Source organism: Phytobacter sp. RSE-02, assembly GCF_040578655.1.
Taxonomy (GTDB): Bacteria; Pseudomonadota; Gammaproteobacteria; order Enterobacterales; family Enterobacteriaceae; genus Phytobacter; species Phytobacter diazotrophicus.
Genome location: NZ_JBEULY010000003.1, coordinates 548,493 through 570,175 on the forward strand (window position 1 = coordinate 548,493; position 21,683 = coordinate 570,175).

Sequence of the window (21,683 nt, forward strand, 5' to 3'; positions counted from 1 at the left end):
GCGGGTCACTATAGTGGATTGCTATGAAGGTTCTGGTCACAGGCGCAACCAGCGGTTTAGGCCGAAACGCCGTCGAATATTTGCGTCAAAAAGGCATTAGCGTACGCGCAACGGGCCGCAACAAAGCCATGGGCGAGTTGCTGACAAAAATGGGCGCTGAGTTTATTCACGCCGATCTGACCGAGCTGGTCTCTTCGCAGGCCAAAGTGATGCTCGCCGGGGTGGATACCCTGTGGCACTGTTCCAGTTTTACCTCTCCCTGGGGTACACAGGCGGCCTTTGACCTGGCGAACGTCCGGGCAACCCGCCGCCTCGGCGAATGGGCCGTGGCCTGGGGCGTGCGTAACTTCATTCATATTTCATCGCCATCACTCTATTTCGATTATCACCACCATCACGACATTCGTGAGGATTTCCGTCCGGCGCGCTTAGCTAACGAGTTCGCCCGCAGTAAAGCCGCCAGCGAAGAGGTGATTCAACTGCTTGCGCAGGCCAACCCCAATACCCGTTTTACAGTTTTACGTCCGCAGAGTCTGTTCGGGCCACACGATAAAGTCTTTATCCCCCGCCTGGCGCAGATGATGCACCACTACCGCAGCATCTTACTGCCGCGCGGTGGGCAAGCGCTGGTCGATATGACTTACTACGAAAACGCGGCGCATGCGATGTGGCTGGCAAGCCAGCCCGTTTGTGATGCGCTGCCGTCCGGGCGGACCTACAATATCACTAACGGCGAGCCGCGCACCCTGCGTAGCATCGTGCAAAAGTTGATTGACGATTTGGGGATGGACTGCCGCATCCGCTCCGTGCCTTATGCGATGCTGGATATGATCGCACGCAGCATGGAACGTTTCGGCGACAAATCAGCGAAAGAGCCTTCGCTCACCCATTATGGGGTATCCAAGCTGAACTTCGATTTCACGCTGGATATTCAAAGAGCGAAGGACGAGCTGGGATATGAGCCTATTGTTTCTGTCGATGAGGGCATTGCCCGCACGGCTTACTGGCTGCGGGATCACGGGAAGTTGCCGCGCTAAACGGTCCTTCCCTCAAGCGTACTCATCCCTGACCATATTTTTCCAGCAGCGCCTCGGCAATCGCCTGACTTTCCGCATCGGCTATGCCATTCCATAATGTCGGGCGGAAATGCATCTGGAAGGCCATAATCACCCTTTTCTGCTGGGCGGCGCTCATCTCCGGTTTGACCTCATAACCGTAGCGCGCCAGCAGATCGAGCAGTGAGGCCGTCTCTACCGCTTCATACGGCGCTCGGCCATTCAGATAGAATGCCACACGCGCGGCATCCGGCCATGCCCCTATCCCCTGTGCCGCCAGTTCACGCCACGGGAAAAGTGGCCCCGGATCATCTTTGCGCTGCGGGGCGATATCCGAATGCGCCACCACGTTCTGTGGCTGGATATGATAACGACTGACAATGTCTTTCATCAGCGGAACCAGCGCGGCAATCTGTTCAGGCTCAAAGGGGGTAAATCGCTTCACCCCTGCCACGTTTTGCCAGCCACGGTTTTCCAGCTCAATACCGATAGAGGTATCATTGATTCGCGTGGCGTTGCGCCAGTAGCTGATCCCCGCATGCCAGGCCAGCTCACTTTCCGGCACCAGTTGCCAGATACGCGGCTTACCGTGATGGACAGGCGGGTGCGCCGGAATCAAATAGTGCGAACTCACCTGCTTATCGGTGAGCGTCGCCAGCGAAACATCAAAGTCATCCGCCGTGTAGTGCACCACCAGCACTTTGATACGCGGATACGCCGCCTGCGCCTGACGGCGGGTATCAAGCTGGTAACCGTCTTTATCGACGATCCCCTTCTCACCCGCACAACCCACCAGAAGCAGCGCTAACAACAGTAAGGATAAAAAGCGGCTCATCAGCGTGTTTTCACCGCCGTACCGCTCACACTCACCATCAGCATGCTGCTGTCTTTGCCCACCGTTTCGTAATCGATATCGATACCCACGACGGCATTCGCGCCCAGCGCTTTTGCCTGCTCGCCCATCTCGCGAAACGCAATTTCACGCGCCTTGCGCAACTCTTTTTCATACGCGCCTGAACGGCCCCCCACGATGTCGCGAATACCGGCGAAAAAGTCGCGAAAAATATTGGCCCCCAGAATCGCTTCGCCTGTGACGACGCCGCAATATTCGACTATCGGCTGGCCTTCAAGGGTGGGTGTTGTTGAAAATTGCATCAGCGTCTCCTTTTGATACTCAGTGCGTTATAAAGCACATTATCGGAGCAATACACTATTCTTGAAAGGTGGTTATATCCGAAGAGAAAATAAGGAAATCAATATGCGCTACTCTGCTTTGACTCTCGTTTTACCGTGCGCGCTGCTGCTCAGCGCCTGTACCACGGTTACACCAGCGTTTAAGGATATCGGAACCCGCAGCGGCCCTTGTATCGAAGGCGGCCCCGATACTGTTGCACAACAATTTTACGATTATCGCATTGAGCACCGCAGTAATGATTTTTCCGCACTGCGTCCGTACCTGAGCGACGATCTGGCGGCTTCGCTCACCGCGGCCAGTAAAGATAATCGCAATACCACGCTCCTGAAATCCGATCCCTTCTCCAGCAGAACCGTAATGCCGGAGAAAGCGAGCGTTGCCAGTGCCTCAACGATCCCGAACACCGATGCGCGAAACATTCCACTGCGGGTCACCCTGACTCAGGGCTCCCAAAGCTGGCAGGATGAAGTGCTGATGATCCGTGAAGGTCAGTGCTGGGCTGTGGATGATGTGCGCTACCTCGGTGGCGCGGCGCATGCTCCGGCCGGGACATTGCGCCAGTCTGTTGAGCATCGCTAACAAGAGGCCCATGAAAGTGGGAAATATGCATTAATCCCCGCAAAATGTCTGGCATTCCAGCGTGAATGCCGACATTTATGCCTGCTTCCATCACGCCCCGGTATTTTGTGCTAACTTTATGTGTGAATGCGGTTTATATTTAAGTTTTAACGCACAAATATTGCATAACTATTCTGCGAACGTTACTATTTGCGGCCTCAATTGCTATTAGATTGCCTCGATGAGTATAAAATTAAACGGCATTAACTGCTTCTATGGTGCGCACCAGGCGCTCTTTGACATTACGCTTGACTGCCCGCAGGGTGAAACACTTGTGCTGCTTGGCCCGAGTGGCGCGGGTAAGAGCTCATTATTACGCGTATTGAACCTGCTTGAGATGCCGCGCTCCGGTCAGTTAAGCATCGCAGGCAATCACTTCGATTTTGCCAAAGCCCCTTCTGACAAAGCGATTCGCGATTTGCGTCAGAACGTGGGTATGGTGTTTCAGCAATACAATCTTTGGCCGCACTTAACGGTAGCCCAGAACCTGATTGAAGCCCCGTGCCGCGTGCTGGGTCTGAGTAAAGATGAGGCGCTCGCCCGTGCGGACAAACTGCTGGAACGTTTACGTCTTAAGCCCTACAGCGATCGTTATCCGCTGCATCTTTCCGGCGGCCAGCAGCAGCGTGTGGCCATTGCCCGCGCACTGATGATGGAGCCGCAGGTTCTGCTGTTTGATGAACCGACGGCCGCGCTGGACCCGGAAATTACCGCGCAAATCGTCAGCATCATTCGTGAACTGGCAGAAACCGGTATTACGCAGGTTATCGTGACCCATGAAGTGGAAGTGGCGCGCAAAACCGCCAGCCGCGTGGTCTATATGGAAAACGGTCATATTATCGAACAAGGGGATGCGAGCTGCTTTGCTTCGCCGCAGACCGACGCGTTTAAATATTATTTATCTCACTGAGTTCTCGGGGAAATGACAATGAAAAAAGTATTGATCGCCGCGCTACTTGCAAGCGTCAGCCTGTCGGCTTCTGCAGCACAGACTATCCGTTTCGCCACCGAAGCAAGCTACCCTCCGTTTGAATCTACCGACGCCAACAACAAAATCGTTGGTTTCGATGTGGACCTGGCAAACGCGCTGTGTAAAGAGATTGATGCCACCTGTACCTTCACCAACCAGGCGTTCGATAGCCTGATCCCCAGCCTGAAATTCCGTCGTTTCGACGCGGTAATGGCCGGTATGGACATCACCCCGGAGCGTGAGAAACAGGTTCTGTTTACCACTCCGTACTATGACAACTCCGCGCTGTTCGTAGGTCAAACCGGTAAATACACCAGCATTGATGCCCTGAAAGGCAAGAAAGTGGGCGTGCAGAACGGCACCACTCACCAGAAATTCATCAATGATAAGCACCCGGAAATCACCACCGTTCCGTACGACAGCTATCAGAATGCTAAGCTGGATCTGCAGAATGGCCGTATCGATGCCGTATTTGGTGACACCGCAGTTGTCACAGAATGGCTGAAATCGAACGATAAACTGGCTGCCGTTGGCGACAAAGTGACCGATAAAGAGTACTTCGGCACGGGCCTGGGTATCGCCGTTCGTCAGGGCAACACCGAGTTGCAGCAGAAATTCAACACTGCGCTGGAAAAAGTGAAGAAAGATGGCACCTACGAAACCATCTACAACAAATGGTTCCAGAAGTAATCCTTGATGAATGAAATTTTTCCATTAGCAAGCGCCGCCGGGATGACCGTCGGCCTTGCCGTTTGCGCACTGATCATCGGCCTGGTTCTGGCGATGATCTTTGCGGTATGGGAGTCAGCCAAATGGCGTCCTGTTGCGTGGGCTGGCTCGGCGCTGGTCACTATTTTGCGCGGCTTACCGGAAATTCTGGTCGTGCTGTTTATCTATTTCGGCTCGTCACAGCTACTGTTAATTCTTTCTGACGGTTTCACCCTCAATCTGGGGTTCGTGCAACTCCCGATACAGGTGCAGATCGAGAACTTTGATGTCAGCCCGTTCTTCTGCGGCGTGATCGCATTGTCATTGCTGTACTCCGCCTACGCGTCACAGACCTTACGTGGCGCGTTAAAAGCGGTACCGCAAGGTCAGTGGGAATCGGGCCAGGCGCTGGGGTTGTCAAAAAGCGCCATTTTCTTCCGTCTGGTCATGCCGCAAATGTGGCGTCACGCGTTGCCGGGCCTTGGCAACCAGTGGCTGGTACTGTTGAAAGATACCGCGCTGGTATCGCTTATCAGCGTTAATGACCTGATGTTGCAAACCAAAAGTATCGCCACCCGTACCCAGGAACCCTTTACCTGGTACATTGTGGCGGCAGCGATTTATCTGGTGGTCACCCTGCTCAGTCAGTGGATCCTTAAGCGTATCGATCTGCGCGCCACACGCTTTGAACGGAGACCAGACTGATGCTTGAGTACTTACCCGAGCTGCTGAAAGGCCTGCACACCAGCCTGACGCTCACCGTGGCGTCGCTGATTGCCGCGTTGGTTCTGTCGTTGCTCTTTACCATTGTGCTGACGCTAAAGACGCCCGTTCTGTCGTGGATAGTCCGTGGCTATATCACGCTGTTTACCGGTACCCCGCTGCTGGTGCAGATCTTCCTGATTTACTACGGTCCGGGCCAGTTCCCGGTGCTGCAGGAATATCCGGTTATCTGGCACCTGCTGTCGGAACCCTGGCTGTGTGCCTTGCTGGCGCTCTCCCTGAACAGCGCGGCCTATACCACGCTGCTGTTTTACGGGGCGATCCGCGCCATTCCGCAAGGCCAGTGGCAGTCCTGTAGCGCGCTGGGGATGAGCAAGAAAGACACGCTGGCGATTCTGCTGCCGTATGCATTCAAACGCGCCTTATCGTCCTATTCGAACGAAGTGGTGCTGGTGTTCAAGAGTACATCGCTGGCCTATACCATTACGCTGATGGAAGTGATGGGGCACGGCCAGTTGCTGTACGGACGCACTTACGATGTGATGGTATTTGGTGCTGCCGGGGCGATTTATCTTATCGTTAACGGCCTGCTGACCCTGATGATGCGTCTCATTGAGCGTAAAGCGCTGGCCTTTGAGCGTCGCAACTAAAACCACACAAAATGCATAAATAGTAATCAAGAAAGCGAGCAACTTATTAAATGCTCGCTTTTTTTATGTGAAAAATAAAATAATTAATCAAATATATTGCATATAAATTCATTAAATGGCATTGTTAGCCCCATGCCTCAGACACGGCAACCGTAAAACAATAAGATTGACAGACAGGAGCTCCAAAAATGAAAAAACTGATTCTGGCCGCATTACTTGCCTCTTTCGCTGCTGGCGCAACCGCCGCAGACAAAATTAATTTCGGTGTCTCTGCTACCTACCCGCCGTTTGAATCCATGGATGCGAATAACAAGATTGTGGGTTTTGATATCGACCTGGCAAACGCGCTCTGTACCCAGATGAAAGCAGAGTGTACTTTCACCAACCATGCCTTTGACAGCCTGATCCCGTCCCTGAAATTCAAAAAATATGACGCGGTTATCTCCGGCATGGATATCACGCCTGAGCGTAGCAAACAGGTCTCCTTCACCGAGCCATACTACGCCAACTCCGCCGTGGTTATCGCCAAAAAAGATGCGTATAAAACCTTCGATGACCTGAAAGGCAAACGTATCGGTATGGAAAACGGCACCACGCACCAGAAATACCTGCAGGACAAACACCCGGAAGTGAAAACCGTAGCTTATGACAGTTACCAGAACGCGATTATCGACCTGAAAAATGGCCGTATCGATGGCGTGTTCGGTGATACCGCGGTGGTCAACGAGTGGCTGAAAACCAACCCGCAACTGGGTGTTGCGACCCCGAAAGTGACCGATCCGCAGTATTTCGGCACAGGCCTTGGTATCGCGGTACGTCCGGATAACAAAGCCCTGCTGGAAAAACTGAACGCGGCCCTGGCGGCCATCAAAGCTGACGGCACTTATCAGAAAATCAGCGATCAGTGGTTCCCGCAGTAATCGGAATTGAAGAGAAAAAGCCGCGTAACGCGGCTTTTTTTATGCTCTCACGCTCCCTGAAACGGCAGCGTAAAGCGGAAACACGACCCCGGTTGCGCATCCACCAGCCGGATATCGCCACCGTGCAGTTGCAGCATACGCCGGACAATCATCAGCCCCAGCCCGCCGCGCGACTCTCCCGCACTGGCCTTGTCCAGCACCGACGGGCGCTGGAACAACGTAGCCCGCAGCGCACCCGGTACACCGGACCCGTTGTCCTCAACCTCAACCATAAGCTGGTCATCCTGCTGACGGGCGCGCAGATAAATCTTCCCACCGTTGGGCGTATGACGCACCGCGTTATCCAGCAAATTGGTGAGCACCCGTTCCATCATCGACAAATCGGCATACACCAGCGGCAGGTTGGTGGGCAACTCCAGCAGTAATCGGATGTCGCGCGTTTCCGCCATCAGATCGAATTTTTGTGCCACATCCTGCAAAAGTTCTGCCATTGAGAAGGGTTCCGGCTGCGGTTTGATGCCACCATGTTCCAGCCGCGCCAGTTCAAAGAGCTGTTGAGACAGGTGCCGGACTTTGTTTCCCTGGCGCAGGGCGATGCTCAGATAATGCTTCGACTCTTCCGGCGTTAAATGCCCGGCCTTCACCGAAAGGGTTTCCAGGTAGCCCAGTAATGAGGTCAGCGGGGTGCGTAAGTCGTGCGAAATATTGGCGACAAACTCCCGTCGCTGTCGGTCATTGTCTGCCAGTTGATCCCACTGGCTGGCTATCTGCCGGGAAAGCTCAATAAAGGCGTTTTCCAGGACCGCGACTTCATTTCCTGCCTCAGGATCCGGCGCACGCAACGCCAGTTGCTTGATGGCGCTGATGCTATCCTGCTCCAGCCCCTGCACCTCGCGGGTCAATTTTTTCACCGGACGCGTCACCCACCACCAGGTAAGACCGCCTGCCAGTGCGCCAAACACCGCCACTAACAGCAACGACCACAGCAATGCGCTCCACAGCGCTTTTTGCCAGGCAGTATCCGCCAGCGCGTTCAGGTTCTCACCCTGCAAAATAATGTAGAGATAACCCCGCAACTGACCATCGAGGCGAATCGGCGACACGCTAAAGACTTTTTGTTTGTCGATACTGCGCGGATCGTCGCCGTAGACTGGCCAGGCCGAGCCGGATAAAAAGTGCTGCAACGGGGCGACATCAATATGCTCGCGACGAAGATGCCCCGGCGGTGCGGCATCGGCCAGCAAGTCGCCTTCCGGGGAGATCATATACAGCTCGACGCTGGGGTTGAGCGTCATCAGGCGGTCAAACAGCGATTTCAGCGTCTGGCGATTCACTTTGCCCTGGGAATCAAGCAGCGGCTCACTGCTGGCAATTTGCTGAGCAAGACCCGCAGAAAGCCGTTGCACCATCGCATCGCCGTAGCGGGTGCTACTGTAGAGCTGAACGCTGCAGGCTGCGGCGGCGCAGAGCAGGAGCAGCACGGTGAAGAGCAGCGTCAGGCGCTGAGTCAGACTTAAACGACGCATCATTCCCCCTCAGGCTCCGAAACGGCAAATTTATAGCCTTTCCCCCAGACGGTCAGAATAATTTCCGGTGCGGCGGCATCCTTTTCAATCTTCATGCGCAGACGGTTGATATGGGTATTAACCGTGTGCTCATAGCCTTCATGCTGATATCCCCACACCTGATCGAGCAGCGCCAGGCGCGAGAAGACCTCTCCGGGGTGACGGGCAAACCAGTAGAGCAGATCGAACTCGCGCGGCGTCAGATCAATCAACTCGCCGCGCAGGCGCACCTCGCGGGGAAGCGGGTCGATGGTTAAACCGTGACAGGCAATGCTACCCATATCAAGACGCAGGTTGCGTCCCATCGCCTCCTGGCGACGAAACAGCGCCTTCACCCTCGCCACCAGTTCCAGTATCGAAAATGGCTTCGCCAGGTAATCATCCGCCCCCATTTCCAGCCCCAGAACCCGATGTGTCTCACTGGTTCGGGCGCTGATGATAATAACCGGCAGATAGCGGGTCATCTGGCGGATGCGGCGGCAAATCTCCAGCCCATCGACATTCGGCAGCATCAGATCGAGGATCACCGCGTCCCAATCGGTCTTTTCAAGCTGGGCGAGCGCACGCGCCCCATCCTCTTCATGAACAATCTGGTAGCCCTCGTCCTGCAAATTAAGCCGCAGCAGGCCAGCAATATCCCGATCATCTTCGACCAGCAGTATTTTTTTTGCGGTTTCCATAGCCCGTTCCGGTTGCCTTTCTCTTTATTAGCTTACCCAATAGTCGCGCATTGAGTTATCACAAATAATTTATATTTCCGTGAGGAAGTCGTGACCGGTCCAGGCGTAAGCTGCGGCCTGTCACCCACACTTTCCGGAGTCAGGCAAGAGAGTCAGGTGACATCCCCTCTCACCTTGCAAGGAAACCACGATGAAAAAGATGATCCTCACCCTCACCACCCTCTGTGCCTTTGGGGTGGCTAACGCCCATGCCGCCGACGCGATGAGCCAGGACGGTATGAAAAAGCAGGACGACAGCACCATGATGAAGAAAAAGGCGCCGATGAAACATGACGGGATGACAAAAAAAGAGAGCACGATGAAGCACGGCGACATGGCGAAAAAAGGGACCATGGGCAAAGACGACGACATGATGAAGAAAAAATCGGACGGCATGGACAAATAATCTCCCCGCCTGCACCCCGGGCAGTATTGCCGGGGTCACTGGCCGGGCTGCGCCCACTGTTTACCCTAATCCAGAACGATGTCTCTTTTTTGTTGCCGCTCTGGCGTCATGGGCTGCGCATTCAACGCCATGACCATATCACGCAGCGTGATGAGGGGAAAAAACGGGTTGTGGTCAAGATTTTCCAGTGTACGCCCGGCCCTTGTCGCCGCATCAGAGAGCGCATCGAAAAGCTCCTCGTCATCGTCTAAAGCAAAAAGTGCCAGGCTGTCGTCCGCCCGCAGGGGGAAATTCAGCCGCACCAGGTCACGCCCGCCCCACGCCATCACGGTTTCCCAGACAGCGCGGATCACCCAGGCGTCCACATCCCGTCGAGGAAATGCGCGCGCAAACTGGCAAATGCTTTCGCCCTGACGCGCCTGCGCCAGTGCCAGGAGCCTTGCGCGCCGCTTGCGGCTGTCGACCATCCCGGAAACGCTCAACAGCACCACAAACAGCGCAACGGCAAAAATAAAAGGATTCCCCGTGCTAACAAAGTCACGCAACAGGCGATAAGCGCCGTAAAGAACCCCAGCCAACAGCGCAAACAGAACGACGAACGCCACCACACCGGAACCCGGTGCGGCAGGTTTAAGAGGGAATAAGTAACGAGATGGCATACGCATGGTCAGTGCCCCCTGATGAGCGAATGCCTTAAACCGTAGAACATTTCACCAACAGTGTCAGCACTTCGTAATGCGCCGTGTGGGGGAACATATCAAACAGTTGTACACGCTCCACGCGATAGCCCTCCAGCGCGTGTAAGTCTGCCGCCATCGTGCGGGCATTACAGCTTGAATAGACGATATACGGCGGCGCCATCCGGCTCAGATAATCGCAAAGCGCCTGGCCAATTCCACGACGCGGCGGGTTTACCAGCACCAGTTGTGGCGCATCCGTCTGGGCGGTCGCGAACCGGGTGGAGTCCAGCGCCTGAAAGTGCAAATCGGTCAGCCCCAGCTCAGCCGCGGACTGCTTCGCGCAGGCAATCGCCTCCGGGGCGATTTCGATACCGGTGAGCGTCATCTCCGGGGTTGCACAGTGCAGACCAAAACCGCCGACACCGCAAAACAGATCCCACATATGGCGTACCGGCAGCGCTCTTACCCACTCACGCGCCGTAGCGTACAGCGCACTGGCGACAACCGGATTGGTTTGAAAGAAACTCTGCGGGCGGATCCACAACGGCACGCCGTTGAAATTTTCCGCCAGCGCCTGCTGCTCAGTCAGGAAGATTTCCGTCTCCCCTTCCATAATGGCCATGTGCACCGGCTGGATATTGACTGAAATGACGCGAAGCTGCGGCAATTGCGCCTGTAACCACGGCAGCGCGGCACGAAGCTGCTCAAGCTTGGTCTGTGAACGCAGCACAAAACGCAGCATCATGCCGCCCGTGTGCTGGCTTTCGGTTAATAGCAGGTATTTCAACTCACCGCGTTTACGCGCCACGTTGTAGGGCGTTAAGCCCGCACGGCCGATAAAAGGTTTAAGGACGGCGAAAACCGCCTGAAACGAGGCGGGATAAAGCGGGCAATCGGTCAAATCTTCGGGGGTACCGTCGCGATGCAACATGCCGAGCAGCGGTTTCTCCACGCTGCCGCTCACCACCATCTTGGCTTTATTACGAAACCCCTGTTCCGGGCCGCTAACCGGCGCGCACCATTCTGTCACCGGCAAATCCGCCAGCAAGGTGCGGAGATCGGTCATTTTTGCACAGAGTTGGTCGCCAGTCGGTTGTTCAATCCACTGACAGGAGTGACAGCGCCTGGCGTCAAAGAGTGCGCACTGCATAATAAAACCTTCTTAATTGCGGGGCGGCGATTGTACCCCGTTATTGCAGACGGAAAAAGCGTCGGCTGGGAGAAGGGACAAACAACAAGAAGAGTACCAGCAGGTCGGGCATTTTCTGCATCATTAGCGTACGGAAAATCTCACGTTTTGATTCGCCGGCAATACTGAACAGCTCAGGATATCCATACCCCAGCGATGCCGCCCACAGATAACCTGTGGCAATAATTTGCGTCAACAGATACAGCCAGCGCGCCCAGTTTCGCCCCTTCACCACGGAAAAAGCACAGAGGATTTCAACGAAGACCAGCACCAGGCTGCCGAAGAAAATCAGCGTCAGGCTCCAGGTTTGCGCGCTGCGTACCACGAAGTCGATCATTCCCCGTATGCCCAGCACATTGCAGAGCATGAAGACATCCACACAGCGGATAAGAATAATGGCGATAGCCGCCACTTGTACCAGTGCGGGTACATTCGGACGGGCGTGAGACTGATGCGCTTTAGTAAAGAATCCCAATGTGCAATATTCCCTGTGAAAAATGCCGCGACAAGCGCGGCATCCGTGACACAACGTTTAAGATTCTAGAATCATTGTCCCTGTCTTGCACGCTGGATATCGCGCACTCGCTGCTTTTCCGCGCGCGCCATCAGATACCAGGCGATTAAACCAACAATCCCTACGACACCCAGTATCAGGCTCGCCAGGGCGTTGATCTCCGGGTTCACCCCCATACGCACGCTCGAGAAGACCAGCATCGGCAGCGTTGTCGCCCCCGGGCCGGAAACGAAGCTGGCGATAACCAGATCGTCAAGAGAGAGGGTAAACGCCAGCAGCCAGCCAGAGATAATCGCGGGCATGATCATCGGTAGCGTAATAACAAAGAACACTTTCAGCGGCGTCGCGCCAAGATCCATCGCCGCCTCCTCAATTGACCTGTCAAGCTCACGCAGACGTGAGGAGATAACCACCGCGACATAAGCCGTACAGAAGGTCACATGCGCCAGCCAGATGGTGAGCATGCCACGATCCGATGGCCAGCCAATCGCATGGCCAAGGGCAACAAACAGCAGCAATAGCGACAACCCGGTGATCACATCCGGCATCACCAACGGCGCGGTAATCATAAACGCAAAACCGTTGGCGCCACGGAAACGGCCAAAGCGCACCATCACCACTGCCGCAATCGTACCGAGGATCGCCGCCATCGTCGCGGCGCAGGCGGCAATGGTCAGACTCAGTCCCACCGCACTCATCATGGCGTCATCATGGAACAACTCGCTATACCAGCGCGTTGACCAGCCAGCCCACACCGTCACCAGTTTGGAGCTGTTGAAGGAATAGATGACCAGCATCAGCATCGGCGCATAGAGGAACGTGAACCCCAGCACCAGAATCAAAATACGCCACGGGGAACGCACTACCGGCAAGTTATTCATGCGTTGTCTCCCATCTGTTTCTGCTGATGTTTATGGAACCACATGATTGGCACGATCAGCAGCAGCAGCATAATAATCGCCACCGCCGAGGCCACCGGCCAGTCGCGGTTATTAAAGAACTCCTGCCACAGGACGCGACCAATCATGATGCTGTCCGGGCCACCGAGCAGTTCCGGGATCACGAACTCACCCACCGCCGGGATAAACACCAGCATGGAGCCAGCGATAATACCCCCTTTGGTCAACGGCACGATCACGCTAAAGAAGGTTTTCAGCGGGCGCGCGCCCAGATCCAGCGACGCTTCAACCAGCGAGTAGTCAATACGCGTCAGCGCGGTGTAGATAGGCAGCACCATAAACGGCAAATAGGCATAAACGATACCGATATACACCGCCAGGTTGGTGTGCAAAATCGTCAGCGGCTGATCGATAATCCCCAGCCACATCAGGAAATTATTCAGCACGCCGTTACTTTTCAGGATCCCCATCCAGGCATAGACGCGAATCAGGAAAGAGGTCCATGAAGGCAAAATAACCAGTAGCAGCAGAATATTACGCGTCGACGGCTTACTGTGCGCAACGGCCCAGGCCAGCGGATACCCCAGAATCAGACAGCAGATCGTCGACACCGCCGCGACCTGTAATGACTGGAGATACGCTTCAAAATAGAGCGGATCGTCGGTCAGTTGCAGGAAGTTATTGATGTTGAGCGAAATGGTGAGCTGATTATCGGCCCACTCCACCAGATCCGTATAGGGAGGGATCGCGCGCGCCATCTCTGCCAGACTGATTTTGAAGACAATCAGGAACGGCAGTAAAAACAGTAAGATCAACCAGATATAGGGAAGCGCGATAACGAACTTGCGCCCGTGCTTCATCTGAAAACGCGCCAACCACAGGTTAAAACCGCCCGGTTTTTCGACGCGGGTCGGTGGTTCAAGTGTACTCATCACCGCTCCTTAAACCGTCAGAACCACACAACTGTCGGCATCCCAGCACAGGCGAACTTCATCGCCCCATGTCGGGGTACCTTTACGATAGCGGTGCTCGTTCTGCAACTGCGCACTGATCATTTGCCCGCTTTGCAGACGAACGTGGTAAATCGACAGATCGCCAAGGTAGGCAATATGCACCACCTCACCCACCGCGAAGTTATAACCGTCAGCAGGCGGCTCTTCGCAGAGCATGATTTTCTCCGGGCGCAGCGCAACATAGACCGGCACGTTATCCACAACAGAAGCATCCGGGTCCACTTTCAGCGGATGAACCAGCCCCGGCGAATCAATCACCAGACCGTCGTCCTCACGCGCTTTAAGCAGGCCTTCGAACACGTTAACCGAGCCGATAAATTCGGCGCTGTAGCGGGTGGTCGGGTGTTCATAAATCTCTTCAGGTTCGCCAATTTGCACAAACTTACCGCGGTTCATAATGGCGATACGTCCGGCCATGGTCATGGCTTCTTCCTGATCGTGGGTGACCATAACGCAGGTCACGCCAACGCGCTCCAGAATGTCCACCACTTCCAGTTGCATACGGTCACGCAGTTTCTTATCCAGCGCACCCATCGGCTCATCAAGCAGCAGGAGTTTTGGGCGTTTTGCCAGACTACGGGCCAACGCGACACGCTGACGCTGACCGCCAGAAAGCTGATGCGGTTTACGCTTCGCGAACTCCTGCATGTGCACAAGACTCAGCATCTCCGCAACACGGCTGGCGATTTCCGCTTTGGGCAGCCTGTCCTGCTTGAGGCCAAACGCGATGTTCTGTTCAACGGTCATATGCGGGAACAAGGCATAGGACTGAAACATCATATTGATAGGACGCAGATAAGGCGGCACATGCGCCAGATCGACACCATCGAGCATAATTTGCCCGGTCGTTGGCTGTTCAAAGCCTGCCAGCATTCGCAGCAGCGTTGACTTGCCGCAACCAGATGCACCCAGCAGCGCGAAGATTTCGCCTTTATAAATGGTCAGACTGACGTCATCAACGGCGTGCTGGCCGTCAAACGATTTGGTCAGATTGCGGATTTCAAGCAGAGGCGTTAAATCCTTACGGGTTTTCGCCTGTGGGCGGGGGATAGCGTCATTCACTCAAGTGCTCTCCGGCAAAAAAACTCAACCAGTACCAGCTAGTTGTCTACAAATGACCGGACAGAGGCCGATGACCTCTGTCCAGGTTTAGGGCAATTGCACCGCCCTGGTGCAACGCAATCACTGTTCAGGTGATTGATTATTTGCCGCTTTTTACTTTTGTCCACGCGCGGGTTCTTACGCGGTCAATTTTCGGATCCTGCACTTTCAGCGTATACAGTTTCGCGAAAACATCCGCCGGCAGATAGATTGCCGGGTTGTCACGTACTTCTGCGCTGATCAACGGTTTGGACTCTTTGTTACCGTTAGCATAGAAGACGTGATCACTAATGTGCGCGATAACGTCAGGACGCATCAGGTAGTTCAGGAATTGATACGCTTCGTCTTTATTTTTCGCGTCAACAGGCATGGCGAAGACGTCGAAGAACGCCAGGGCGCCCTCTTTCGGAATGATGTAGTTAACATGCACGCCGTTCTTCGCTTCTTTAGCACGGTTAGCCGCCTGCCATACGTCGCCCGCCCAGCCGATGGCTACGCAGATGTCGCCATTTGCCAGATCGTTAATGTACTGAGAGGAGTGGAAGTAGCGAATGTTCGGACGCAGTTTCAGCAACAGATCGGTTGCCGGGCCGGAATAATCATCCGCTTTGGTGCTGTTCGGATCTTTACCCAGGTAGTTCAGCACGGTAGCGAAAATCTCTTCTGGCGCATCCAGGAAGGAGACGCCGCAGCTTTTCAGTTTTTCGAGGTTTTCCGGTTTCAGCACCAGATCCCAACTGTTGACCGGCACATCGCCCAATACGGCTTTGACTTTATCAACGTTATAGCCAATGCCGGTGGTGGCCCACAGGTACGGCACCGCGTATTTGTTGTCCGGGTCATGCTGAGCAACCATTTTCAGCACATCCGGATCCATGTTCTTCCAGTTTGGCAGCTTGCTCTTATCGAGCGGCTGGAACACACCGGCGGTTAACTGGCGCTCAAGGAAGCTTGCAGAAGGCACCACCAGGTCGAAACCGGTGCTGCCCGCCATCAATTTGCCTTCCAGCACTTCGTTGGAATCGAACACGTCGTAAACAACTTTAATCCCGGTCTCTTTTTCAAAGTTGGCGACCGTATCCGGCGCAATATAGTCAGACCAGTTATACACATGCAGCGTCTTTTGCTCTGCGGCGAGTGTGCTGGCAGAGACAGCCATTAATGCACCCGCAACAAGACCTGATAACCATTTTTTACTCAAAGCGGTCATATCTCATTCCTTCTGGAAAGTCCGTTACCATACGAACTAAGTGTACGCATTTAAGATATGCAAAATTCATGCATATTTTGTCAGTCTGCACTGGTCGAAGAGGAAAATTCTTTCGGCCGACGCCGCATGCTTTCAAAGCACCGCAAGAATAACTGTAGCCAGGGTTAGAGGCTATAGGGCAGATTAAAAAACGCCTTTTATCAATTTTTTATGCAGATTCTGTCTATGTGATAAGCCGAAACAACGGGAATAGCGGTGAATAATTCTTTAAAAGAAGGTTAAAAGCAGAATTAAAACATTCATTATGCAGCCGCTCTGGCAGCGACTGCGCTAATGTCAGGCAGGTTTAGTGAAGAAAATTGTGTGCGTCTTCGCCAGCTTTGAGCTCTTCTTCTTCGGGTACAAACAGCATCTGATGGGCGCGGGCTTCAAGGATCACCATTGAAATTTGCTCTTCGCTCTGGCGCATGAACCATGCAAATTGTTCGAGCGTCACCCCGGCGCCTGAGGATAATGTCTGGCAAACGACCAGCTTAGGCAGGTTATCATCCTGAATATCGAGAAATGCTTTCACCGTCAAAGAACTGGCATTAATGGCGGAAAGATCGGCGGCCAGTGCCAGCAAGGCGGAAGGCTTCACTTCCGCCATCGCCGTAAACAGGACAACGTCGTTAATCAGATCGATTTTGGCGTCAAACACCCCGTCGAAATTCTGCATATGCGGCAGGTGCAACGCCTGGCAGGTATCGCATTCGAAGAAACTGATACCCAGTTCATCAAGCCATTGACGAAGCGTGTCCAGACCAGGTGCGACGAGTGAATTCATGCGCAAAACAACCTCTGACGAAAAAATGGGAGCCATAGCTTACGCAAAAAGCAGGCCGCATACCATTATGTAGCACGGAAAATCGACTATCCGCCGGTTTTGAGGCAATAGCCGGGCGTAGCATGGCGCTCAATCCAGGCAATCATTTTACCTGCGATATCCACCCCTGTGGCCTTCTCAATACCTTCAAGCCCAGGCGATGCATTCACCTCCATCACCAGCGGCCCCCGATTGGCGCGCAGGATATCCACCCCGGCGACATCCAGACCGAGCGTCTGTGCGGCTTTAATCGCCATCTCCCGTTCACGCGGAGTGATTGTCGCCACGCTGGCCACGCCGCCACGATGCAGGTTAGAGCGAAAATCGCCCTCTTTCGCCTGCCGCTCAATCGCCGCGACAACCTCATTGCCCACCACCAGGCAGCGAACATCCCGCCCCTTCGCTTCCTCAATATATTCCTGGACCAGAATATGGGCGTTCAGGCCGCGAAAAGCGTCAATCACACTTTCTGCCGCCTGCCGTGTTTCGGCAAGGACCACGCCGATCCCCTGCGTCCCTTCCACCAGTTTTACCACCAGCGGCGCGCCGCCGACCATGGCAATCAGATCACTGGTATCATCCGGTGAATGGGCGATCCCCGTCACCGGCAGATCAATCCCCTGGCGGGCCAGAAGTTGCAGAGAACGCAATTTGTCACGCGCGCGCGTAATCGCCACCGATTCATTGAGCGGATAGCTGCCCAGCATTTCAAACTGGCGCAGCGCGGCGGTACCGTAAAAGGTAATCGCGGAACCAATTCGCGGGATCACCGCATCAAAATGGGGAAGTTGACGGCCTTTGTAATGGACCGAAGAAGCCGCGGGGTCGATATTCATATAACACGACAGCGGATCGAGAATTTCGACCAGATGCCCGCGCGCAATGGCAGCTTCGCGCAGGCGTTTGCATGAATAGAGCGTTCCGTCCCGGGACAATATGGCGATTTTCACCCTGCACCTCTCTGAAAAGACTGGCAATACTCTACCTTTTTCACGTTGCCGGCAGGCGGCAAGTCAGTGAGGCCCGGCAGCATAGACAACGCTATGTCCAGGGCGCGCAGTGACATAGCAAACGCACTGGCAACGTGAAGTATGACGAGTAGAAAGCCTGCGTATCATACACGCAGCGAGACACAGGATGAACGGGAATTAGCGCACTGCCCACCCTTGTTTATGCAAATAGTCGAGGATGAACGGACGGTTTTCTTTAATGATGGTGCGCCGGATATGATCGCTCCAGGTATCCTGACGGGTATTGCTGCCTCGCGACCTATAATACGCGGCAATTTGCGCATCATATTGTGCAAGGATGCCCGCATCGACAGGCTGATAGCTGTTTTCATGCACCACCAGCGCGGCGGGTAAACGCGGCTTCACCTGCGGATCGTCGGCAGGCCAGCCAAGACAGAGCCCAAAGAGTGGCAAAACATGCTGAGGCAAATGAAGTAATTCGGTCACCGCCTCAATGCTGTTACGGATCCCACCGATATACACACCGCCAAGGCCGAGTGATTCCGCAGCCGTCATGGCATTTTGCGCCATCATGGCCGTATCGACGACACCGAGAAGCAGTTGTTCCGCCAGCCCCAGTTGCGCCTGCGGGCAAATTTGCAGATGGCGATTAAAATCGGCGCAAAACACCCAAAATTCAGCAGCATCAGCCACATGCTGTTGACCGCCAGTCAGCGTAACCAGTTGTTGGCGTAACGCCGGGTCGGTCACGCGAATAATTGAACTGCACTGTAAAAAGCTGGAACTGGAGGCGGCCTGAGCACCGGCGATAATCGCTTCACGCTGCGCTGCGGTAATGGGTTCCTGGGTGAAATGGCGGATAGAGCGGTGAGCGCGGAGCAGATCGATAACTGGAGTCATGGTCGTTTTCCCTGGAAACAAAACCCCATTATAGCGAACACTCAGACCGGAAATGCTCGTCAAAATGTGTTGAAAGGTTGCGGAAATTAACATAACAGGCACAACCTGTTTTATGCGTGGGCACAAAAGCCGCATTATATCCCTGCTTACCGTCTGGTTTAAGGAGGATTCATGTACACAGTGATATTTGGTCGCGCAGGTTGTCCACAGTGCGCACGCGTAAAAGAGTTGGCTGAAAAAGTCAGCAAAACACAGGATAATTTTGAGTGGCGCTATGTTGATATCCATGCGGACGGCGTTACCCGCGCGGCGCTGGAACAAGCCGCAGGCAAACCCATCGAAACGGTGCCGCAAATTTTTGTCGATCAAAAACACATTGGCAGCTTTACCGAGTTTGATAAGTTCGTTCGCAAACAGTTCGGTAGAATAAAATAAACAGGCATCAACCGGGCGACGCTGGCCTTAACGCGTCCCGTTGCCAAAGAAACTGCTGATAAACAGATAACAGAGCGCGCCCAGCGCACACCAGAATACCGCACTAAACAGCCACGCCAGTTCCTGCCATACAGAACGCACCGGGGTAAAAAACAGACGCATGACGACGAAGCAGAGCGGTGCGGCGAGGATCGCGCCAAACAGTGGCAACATCACTTTACGGCGACGTGAAAAAATACTGGCAACAGCGCCCGGTAACGTAAAAAACAGCAACCCCAGTTCAGGATGCCCGGACGCACGAAAGGCACCTTTCATATTCGTCACTTCTAAAAAACAGACGACAATGAAAAGTAAAAAACAACAAATGATGCCTGCAAGTCCGCGTTTATGTTTCAAACAATCCTCCTGACTTTTCTCTATCAAACTCTTCATCCGTTGCAATGAACGAACGGTCAGATAAAGCGTTATGGCACTCCCTGCCGAAAAACCCCCGCGCGAATAGATGATTCTTACTAGCCGTTGCAATTCAATACGATTAAACTAGCGGCCAGTTATTGTGTTGCCGGGAATAAAGACGCACTGGTGCGTTTTTCAACCTCAGATTCTTCGCAAAACAGTAGCCCAAATAACCCATTCTTTCAATAGCTTACAAGTAAACAAGAAGTTAGCCTCCGTGAATATAAACGTCGCAGATTTGTTAAACGGGAATTACATACTGTTATTATTTGTTGTTCTGGCGCTCGGACTCTGTCTGGGGAAATTACGCCTGGGTTCTGTACAACTCGGTAATTCCATTGGCGTTTTAGTGGTTTCCTTATTATTAGGTCAGCAACATTTCAGCATAAACACTGATGCCCTCAATTTAGGTTTTATGCTGTTTATTTTTTGCGTAGGAGTGGAAGCTGGGCCAAACTTTTTTTCTATTTTTTTCCGCGACGGCAAAAATTACCTGATGCTGGCGCTGGTATTAGTCGGCAGCGCATTGTTGATTGCCCTTGGGCTCGGCAAATTGTTCGGCTGGGATATTGGTCTGACGGCGGGGATGCTGGCAGGCGCAATGACGTCCACGCCTGTACTGGTGGGTGCCGGTGATACGCTACGTCATTCGGGTATGGACAGTACCCAGCTTTCACAAGCACTCGATCACTTAAGCCTCGGCTACGCCCTGACCTACCTTATTGGCCTGGTCAGTTTGATTGTCGGCGCTCGCTATATGCCGAAGTTGCAGCATCAGGATCTGCAGACCAGCGCCCAACAGATTGCCCGTGAGCGTGGACTCGACACCGACACCAACCGGAAGGTCTATCTGCCGGTCATTCGCGCCTATCGCGTCGGCCCGGAGCTGGTGGCCTGGGCGGACGGCAAAAATCTGCGTGAGCTGGGTATTTATCGCCAGACAGGCTGTTATATCGAGCGTATTCGTCGTAACGGTATTCTCGCGAACCCGGACGGCGATGCGGTGCTGCAAATGGGCGACGAAATCGCGCTGGTTGGCTATCCGGATGCGCATGCGCGTCTCGACCCCAGTTTCCGTAACGGAAAAGAGGTATTCGACCGCGACCTGCTCGACATGCGCATTGTCACCGAAGAGGTGGTGGTGAAAAACCACAATGTGGTGGGGCGCCGTCTGGCTCAGATTAAGCTGACCGACCATGGCTGTTTCCTCAACCGCGTTATCCGCAGCCAGATTGAGATGCCGATTGACGACAACATCCTGCTCAATAAAGGGGATGTCTTGCAGGTGAGCGGTGATGCCCGTCGTGTGAAAGCCATCGCTGACCGCATCGGCTTTATCTCTATTCATAGTCAGGTCACGGACCTGCTCGCCTTCTGCGCTTTCTTTATTGTTGGCCTGATGATCGGCATGATCACCTTCCAGTTCAGCACTTTCAGCTTTGGTATCGGCAACGCGGCGGGCCTGCTGTTTGCCGGGATCATGCTCGGCTTTCTGCGCGCCAACCACCCGACTTTTGGTTACATCCCTCAGGGTGCGCTGAATATGGTGAAAGAGTTTGGTCTGATGGTCTTTATGGCGGGTGTCGGCTTAAGCGCCGGTAGCGGCATTGGTAACAGCCTGGGTGAAGTGGGCGGACAGATGCTGATCGCGGGCCTGATTGTCAGCCTGGTGCCTGTGATGATCTGTTTCCTGTTCGGTGCCTGGGTGCTGAAAATGAACCGCGCACTGCTGTTTGGCGCGCTGATGGGGGCACGTACCTGTGCGCCAGCAATGGAGATTATCAGCGATACCGCGCGCAGTAACATTCCGGCATTGGGTTACGCAGGCACCTATGCGATAGCGAACGTACTGCTTACGCTGGCGGGGACGCTGATAATCATTGTCTGGCCGGGCTTAGGATAACTCCTAACTTAAAAAAAT

The 21,683-nt window shown here is 54.1% G+C and carries 25 protein-coding genes; 10 read left to right on the top strand and 15 right to left on the bottom strand.

The features are described 5' to 3' along the window. Positions 1-23: 23 nt before the first annotated feature. Positions 24-1,037 (top strand): NAD(P)-dependent oxidoreductase, encoded by a 1,014-nt coding sequence (locus ABU190_RS09575; protein ID WP_354691150.1) that lies wholly within the window; start codon positions 24-26, stop codon positions 1,035-1,037. 22 nt (positions 1,038-1,059) lie between these two features. On the opposite strand, the gene ABU190_RS09580 is transcribed toward ABU190_RS09575, so the two are convergent. Then, positions 1,060-1,890: an N-acetylmuramoyl-L-alanine amidase gene (locus ABU190_RS09580; RefSeq protein ID WP_354691151.1), complete on the bottom strand. Its 831-nt coding sequence runs from the start codon at positions 1,888-1,890 to the stop codon at positions 1,060-1,062. Beyond that, entirely contained in the window at positions 1,890-2,210 is a 321-nt protein-coding gene (locus ABU190_RS09585) for a heavy metal-binding domain-containing protein (protein WP_039078511.1), read from the bottom strand. Before ABU190_RS09585 ends, ABU190_RS09580 begins: the two co-directional genes overlap by 1 nt. A 103-nt stretch (positions 2,211-2,313) precedes the next feature. Here ABU190_RS09585 and ABU190_RS09590 point away from each other — a divergent pair, with 103 nt between their 5' ends. The 6 genes from ABU190_RS09590 (at position 2,314) to artJ (ending at position 6,839) form a co-directional block, all read left to right on the top strand. After that, positions 2,314-2,829, top strand: a complete 516-nt coding sequence (locus tag ABU190_RS09590) for a lipoprotein (RefSeq protein ID WP_071196070.1) — start codon at positions 2,314-2,316, stop codon at positions 2,827-2,829. A 220-nt stretch (positions 2,830-3,049) separates the two neighbouring features. Beyond that, the gene (gene artP / locus ABU190_RS09595) at positions 3,050-3,778 is read left to right on the top strand and encodes an arginine ABC transporter ATP-binding protein ArtP (RefSeq protein WP_039078509.1); all 729 of its coding nucleotides are present in this window, start codon (positions 3,050-3,052) and stop codon (positions 3,776-3,778) included. An 18-nt stretch (positions 3,779-3,796) separates the two neighbouring features. Further along, positions 3,797-4,528, top strand: a complete 732-nt coding sequence (gene artI / locus ABU190_RS09600) for an arginine ABC transporter substrate-binding protein ArtI (RefSeq protein WP_071196069.1) — start codon at positions 3,797-3,799, stop codon at positions 4,526-4,528. A gap of 6 nt (positions 4,529-4,534) precedes the next feature. Next, complete coding sequence (gene artQ, locus ABU190_RS09605; RefSeq protein WP_039078507.1) at positions 4,535-5,251, top strand: arginine ABC transporter permease ArtQ; 717 nt, start codon at positions 4,535-4,537, stop codon at positions 5,249-5,251. Further along, positions 5,251-5,919, top strand: a complete 669-nt coding sequence (artM, locus tag ABU190_RS09610) for an arginine ABC transporter permease ArtM (protein WP_039078506.1) — start codon at positions 5,251-5,253, stop codon at positions 5,917-5,919. Before artQ ends, artM begins: the two co-directional genes overlap by 1 nt. A gap of 188 nt (positions 5,920-6,107) precedes the next feature. Then, the gene (artJ, locus tag ABU190_RS09615; RefSeq protein WP_039078505.1) at positions 6,108-6,839 is read left to right on the top strand and encodes an arginine ABC transporter substrate-binding protein ArtJ; all 732 of its coding nucleotides are present in this window, start codon (positions 6,108-6,110) and stop codon (positions 6,837-6,839) included. Between the two features lie 47 nt (positions 6,840-6,886). Here artJ and ABU190_RS09620 read toward each other — a convergent pair whose 3' ends face one another. Together ABU190_RS09620 and ABU190_RS09625 are read right to left on the bottom strand one after the other, a co-directional pair. Further along, entirely contained in the window at positions 6,887-8,368 is a 1,482-nt protein-coding gene (locus tag ABU190_RS09620; RefSeq protein WP_354691152.1) for an ATP-binding protein, read from the bottom strand. Next, a complete protein-coding gene (locus ABU190_RS09625; RefSeq protein ID WP_039078503.1) occupies positions 8,365-9,084 on the bottom strand; it encodes a response regulator transcription factor in 720 nt (239 codons plus the stop codon). The genes ABU190_RS09620 and ABU190_RS09625 overlap by 4 nt, the downstream gene beginning before the upstream one ends. A gap of 190 nt (positions 9,085-9,274) precedes the next feature. Here ABU190_RS09625 and ABU190_RS09630 point away from each other — a divergent pair, with 190 nt between their 5' ends. Next, entirely contained in the window at positions 9,275-9,529 is a 255-nt protein-coding gene (locus tag ABU190_RS09630) for a pentapeptide MXKDX repeat protein (RefSeq protein ID WP_354691153.1), read from the top strand. Positions 9,530-9,594: 65 nt separating this feature from the next. Here ABU190_RS09630 and ABU190_RS09635 read toward each other — a convergent pair whose 3' ends face one another. The 10 genes from ABU190_RS09635 to nfsA form a co-directional block, all read right to left on the bottom strand. Then, on the bottom strand, positions 9,595-10,194 hold the full coding sequence (locus ABU190_RS09635) for a hypothetical protein (protein ID WP_354691154.1): 600 nt from the start codon (positions 10,192-10,194) through the stop codon (positions 9,595-9,597). A gap of 28 nt (positions 10,195-10,222) precedes the next feature. Next, positions 10,223-11,359, bottom strand: coding sequence for a 23S rRNA (uracil(747)-C(5))-methyltransferase RlmC (gene rlmC, locus ABU190_RS09640; RefSeq protein WP_354691155.1), 1,137 nt, complete (start codon positions 11,357-11,359; stop codon positions 10,223-10,225). 40 nt (positions 11,360-11,399) lie between these two features. Next, on the bottom strand, positions 11,400-11,897 hold the full coding sequence (locus tag ABU190_RS09645; protein WP_223878808.1) for a YbjO family protein: 498 nt from the start codon (positions 11,895-11,897) through the stop codon (positions 11,400-11,402). 47 nt (positions 11,898-11,944) lie between these two features. Continuing rightward, positions 11,945-12,793 (bottom strand): putrescine ABC transporter permease PotI, encoded by an 849-nt coding sequence (potI, locus tag ABU190_RS09650; RefSeq protein ID WP_079498317.1) that lies wholly within the window; start codon positions 12,791-12,793, stop codon positions 11,945-11,947. Next, positions 12,790-13,743 carry a putrescine ABC transporter permease PotH gene (gene potH / locus ABU190_RS09655; RefSeq protein WP_317085966.1) on the bottom strand — a complete coding sequence of 318 codons (954 nt, stop codon included), beginning with the start codon at positions 13,741-13,743 and terminating at the stop codon, positions 12,790-12,792. The genes potI and potH overlap by 4 nt, the downstream gene beginning before the upstream one ends. A gap of 9 nt (positions 13,744-13,752) precedes the next feature. After that, the gene (potG, locus tag ABU190_RS09660) at positions 13,753-14,886 is read right to left on the bottom strand and encodes a putrescine ABC transporter ATP-binding subunit PotG (RefSeq protein ID WP_039078496.1); all 1,134 of its coding nucleotides are present in this window, start codon (positions 14,884-14,886) and stop codon (positions 13,753-13,755) included. Positions 14,887-15,025: 139 nt separating this feature from the next. Continuing rightward, the gene (gene potF, locus ABU190_RS09665) at positions 15,026-16,135 is read right to left on the bottom strand and encodes a spermidine/putrescine ABC transporter substrate-binding protein PotF (RefSeq protein WP_354691156.1); all 1,110 of its coding nucleotides are present in this window, start codon (positions 16,133-16,135) and stop codon (positions 15,026-15,028) included. Positions 16,136-16,481: 346 nt separating this feature from the next. Next, a complete protein-coding gene (locus ABU190_RS09670; RefSeq protein ID WP_039078494.1) occupies positions 16,482-16,961 on the bottom strand; it encodes a YbjN domain-containing protein in 480 nt (159 codons plus the stop codon). Between the two features lie 86 nt (positions 16,962-17,047). Then, positions 17,048-17,950, bottom strand: coding sequence for a 30S ribosomal protein S6--L-glutamate ligase (gene rimK / locus ABU190_RS09675; protein ID WP_354691157.1), 903 nt, complete (start codon positions 17,948-17,950; stop codon positions 17,048-17,050). 198 nt (positions 17,951-18,148) lie between these two features. Then, the gene (gene nfsA, locus ABU190_RS09680) at positions 18,149-18,871 is read right to left on the bottom strand and encodes an oxygen-insensitive NADPH nitroreductase (RefSeq protein ID WP_354691158.1); all 723 of its coding nucleotides are present in this window, start codon (positions 18,869-18,871) and stop codon (positions 18,149-18,151) included. Between the two features lie 171 nt (positions 18,872-19,042). Here nfsA and ABU190_RS09685 point away from each other — a divergent pair, with 171 nt between their 5' ends. Next, entirely contained in the window at positions 19,043-19,306 is a 264-nt protein-coding gene (locus ABU190_RS09685; protein WP_039078491.1) for a GrxA family glutaredoxin, read from the top strand. A gap of 27 nt (positions 19,307-19,333) precedes the next feature. Here the strand turns inward: ABU190_RS09685 and ABU190_RS09690 are convergent, their stop codons facing one another. Beyond that, positions 19,334-19,702: an inner membrane protein YbjM gene (locus tag ABU190_RS09690; protein WP_071196063.1), complete on the bottom strand. Its 369-nt coding sequence runs from the start codon at positions 19,700-19,702 to the stop codon at positions 19,334-19,336. A gap of 277 nt (positions 19,703-19,979) precedes the next feature. On the opposite strand from ABU190_RS09690, the gene ABU190_RS09695 reads away from it, so the two are divergent. Then, complete coding sequence (locus ABU190_RS09695; RefSeq protein ID WP_039078489.1) at positions 19,980-21,665, top strand: aspartate:alanine antiporter; 1,686 nt, start codon at positions 19,980-19,982, stop codon at positions 21,663-21,665. Positions 21,666-21,683 lie beyond the last annotated feature (18 nt).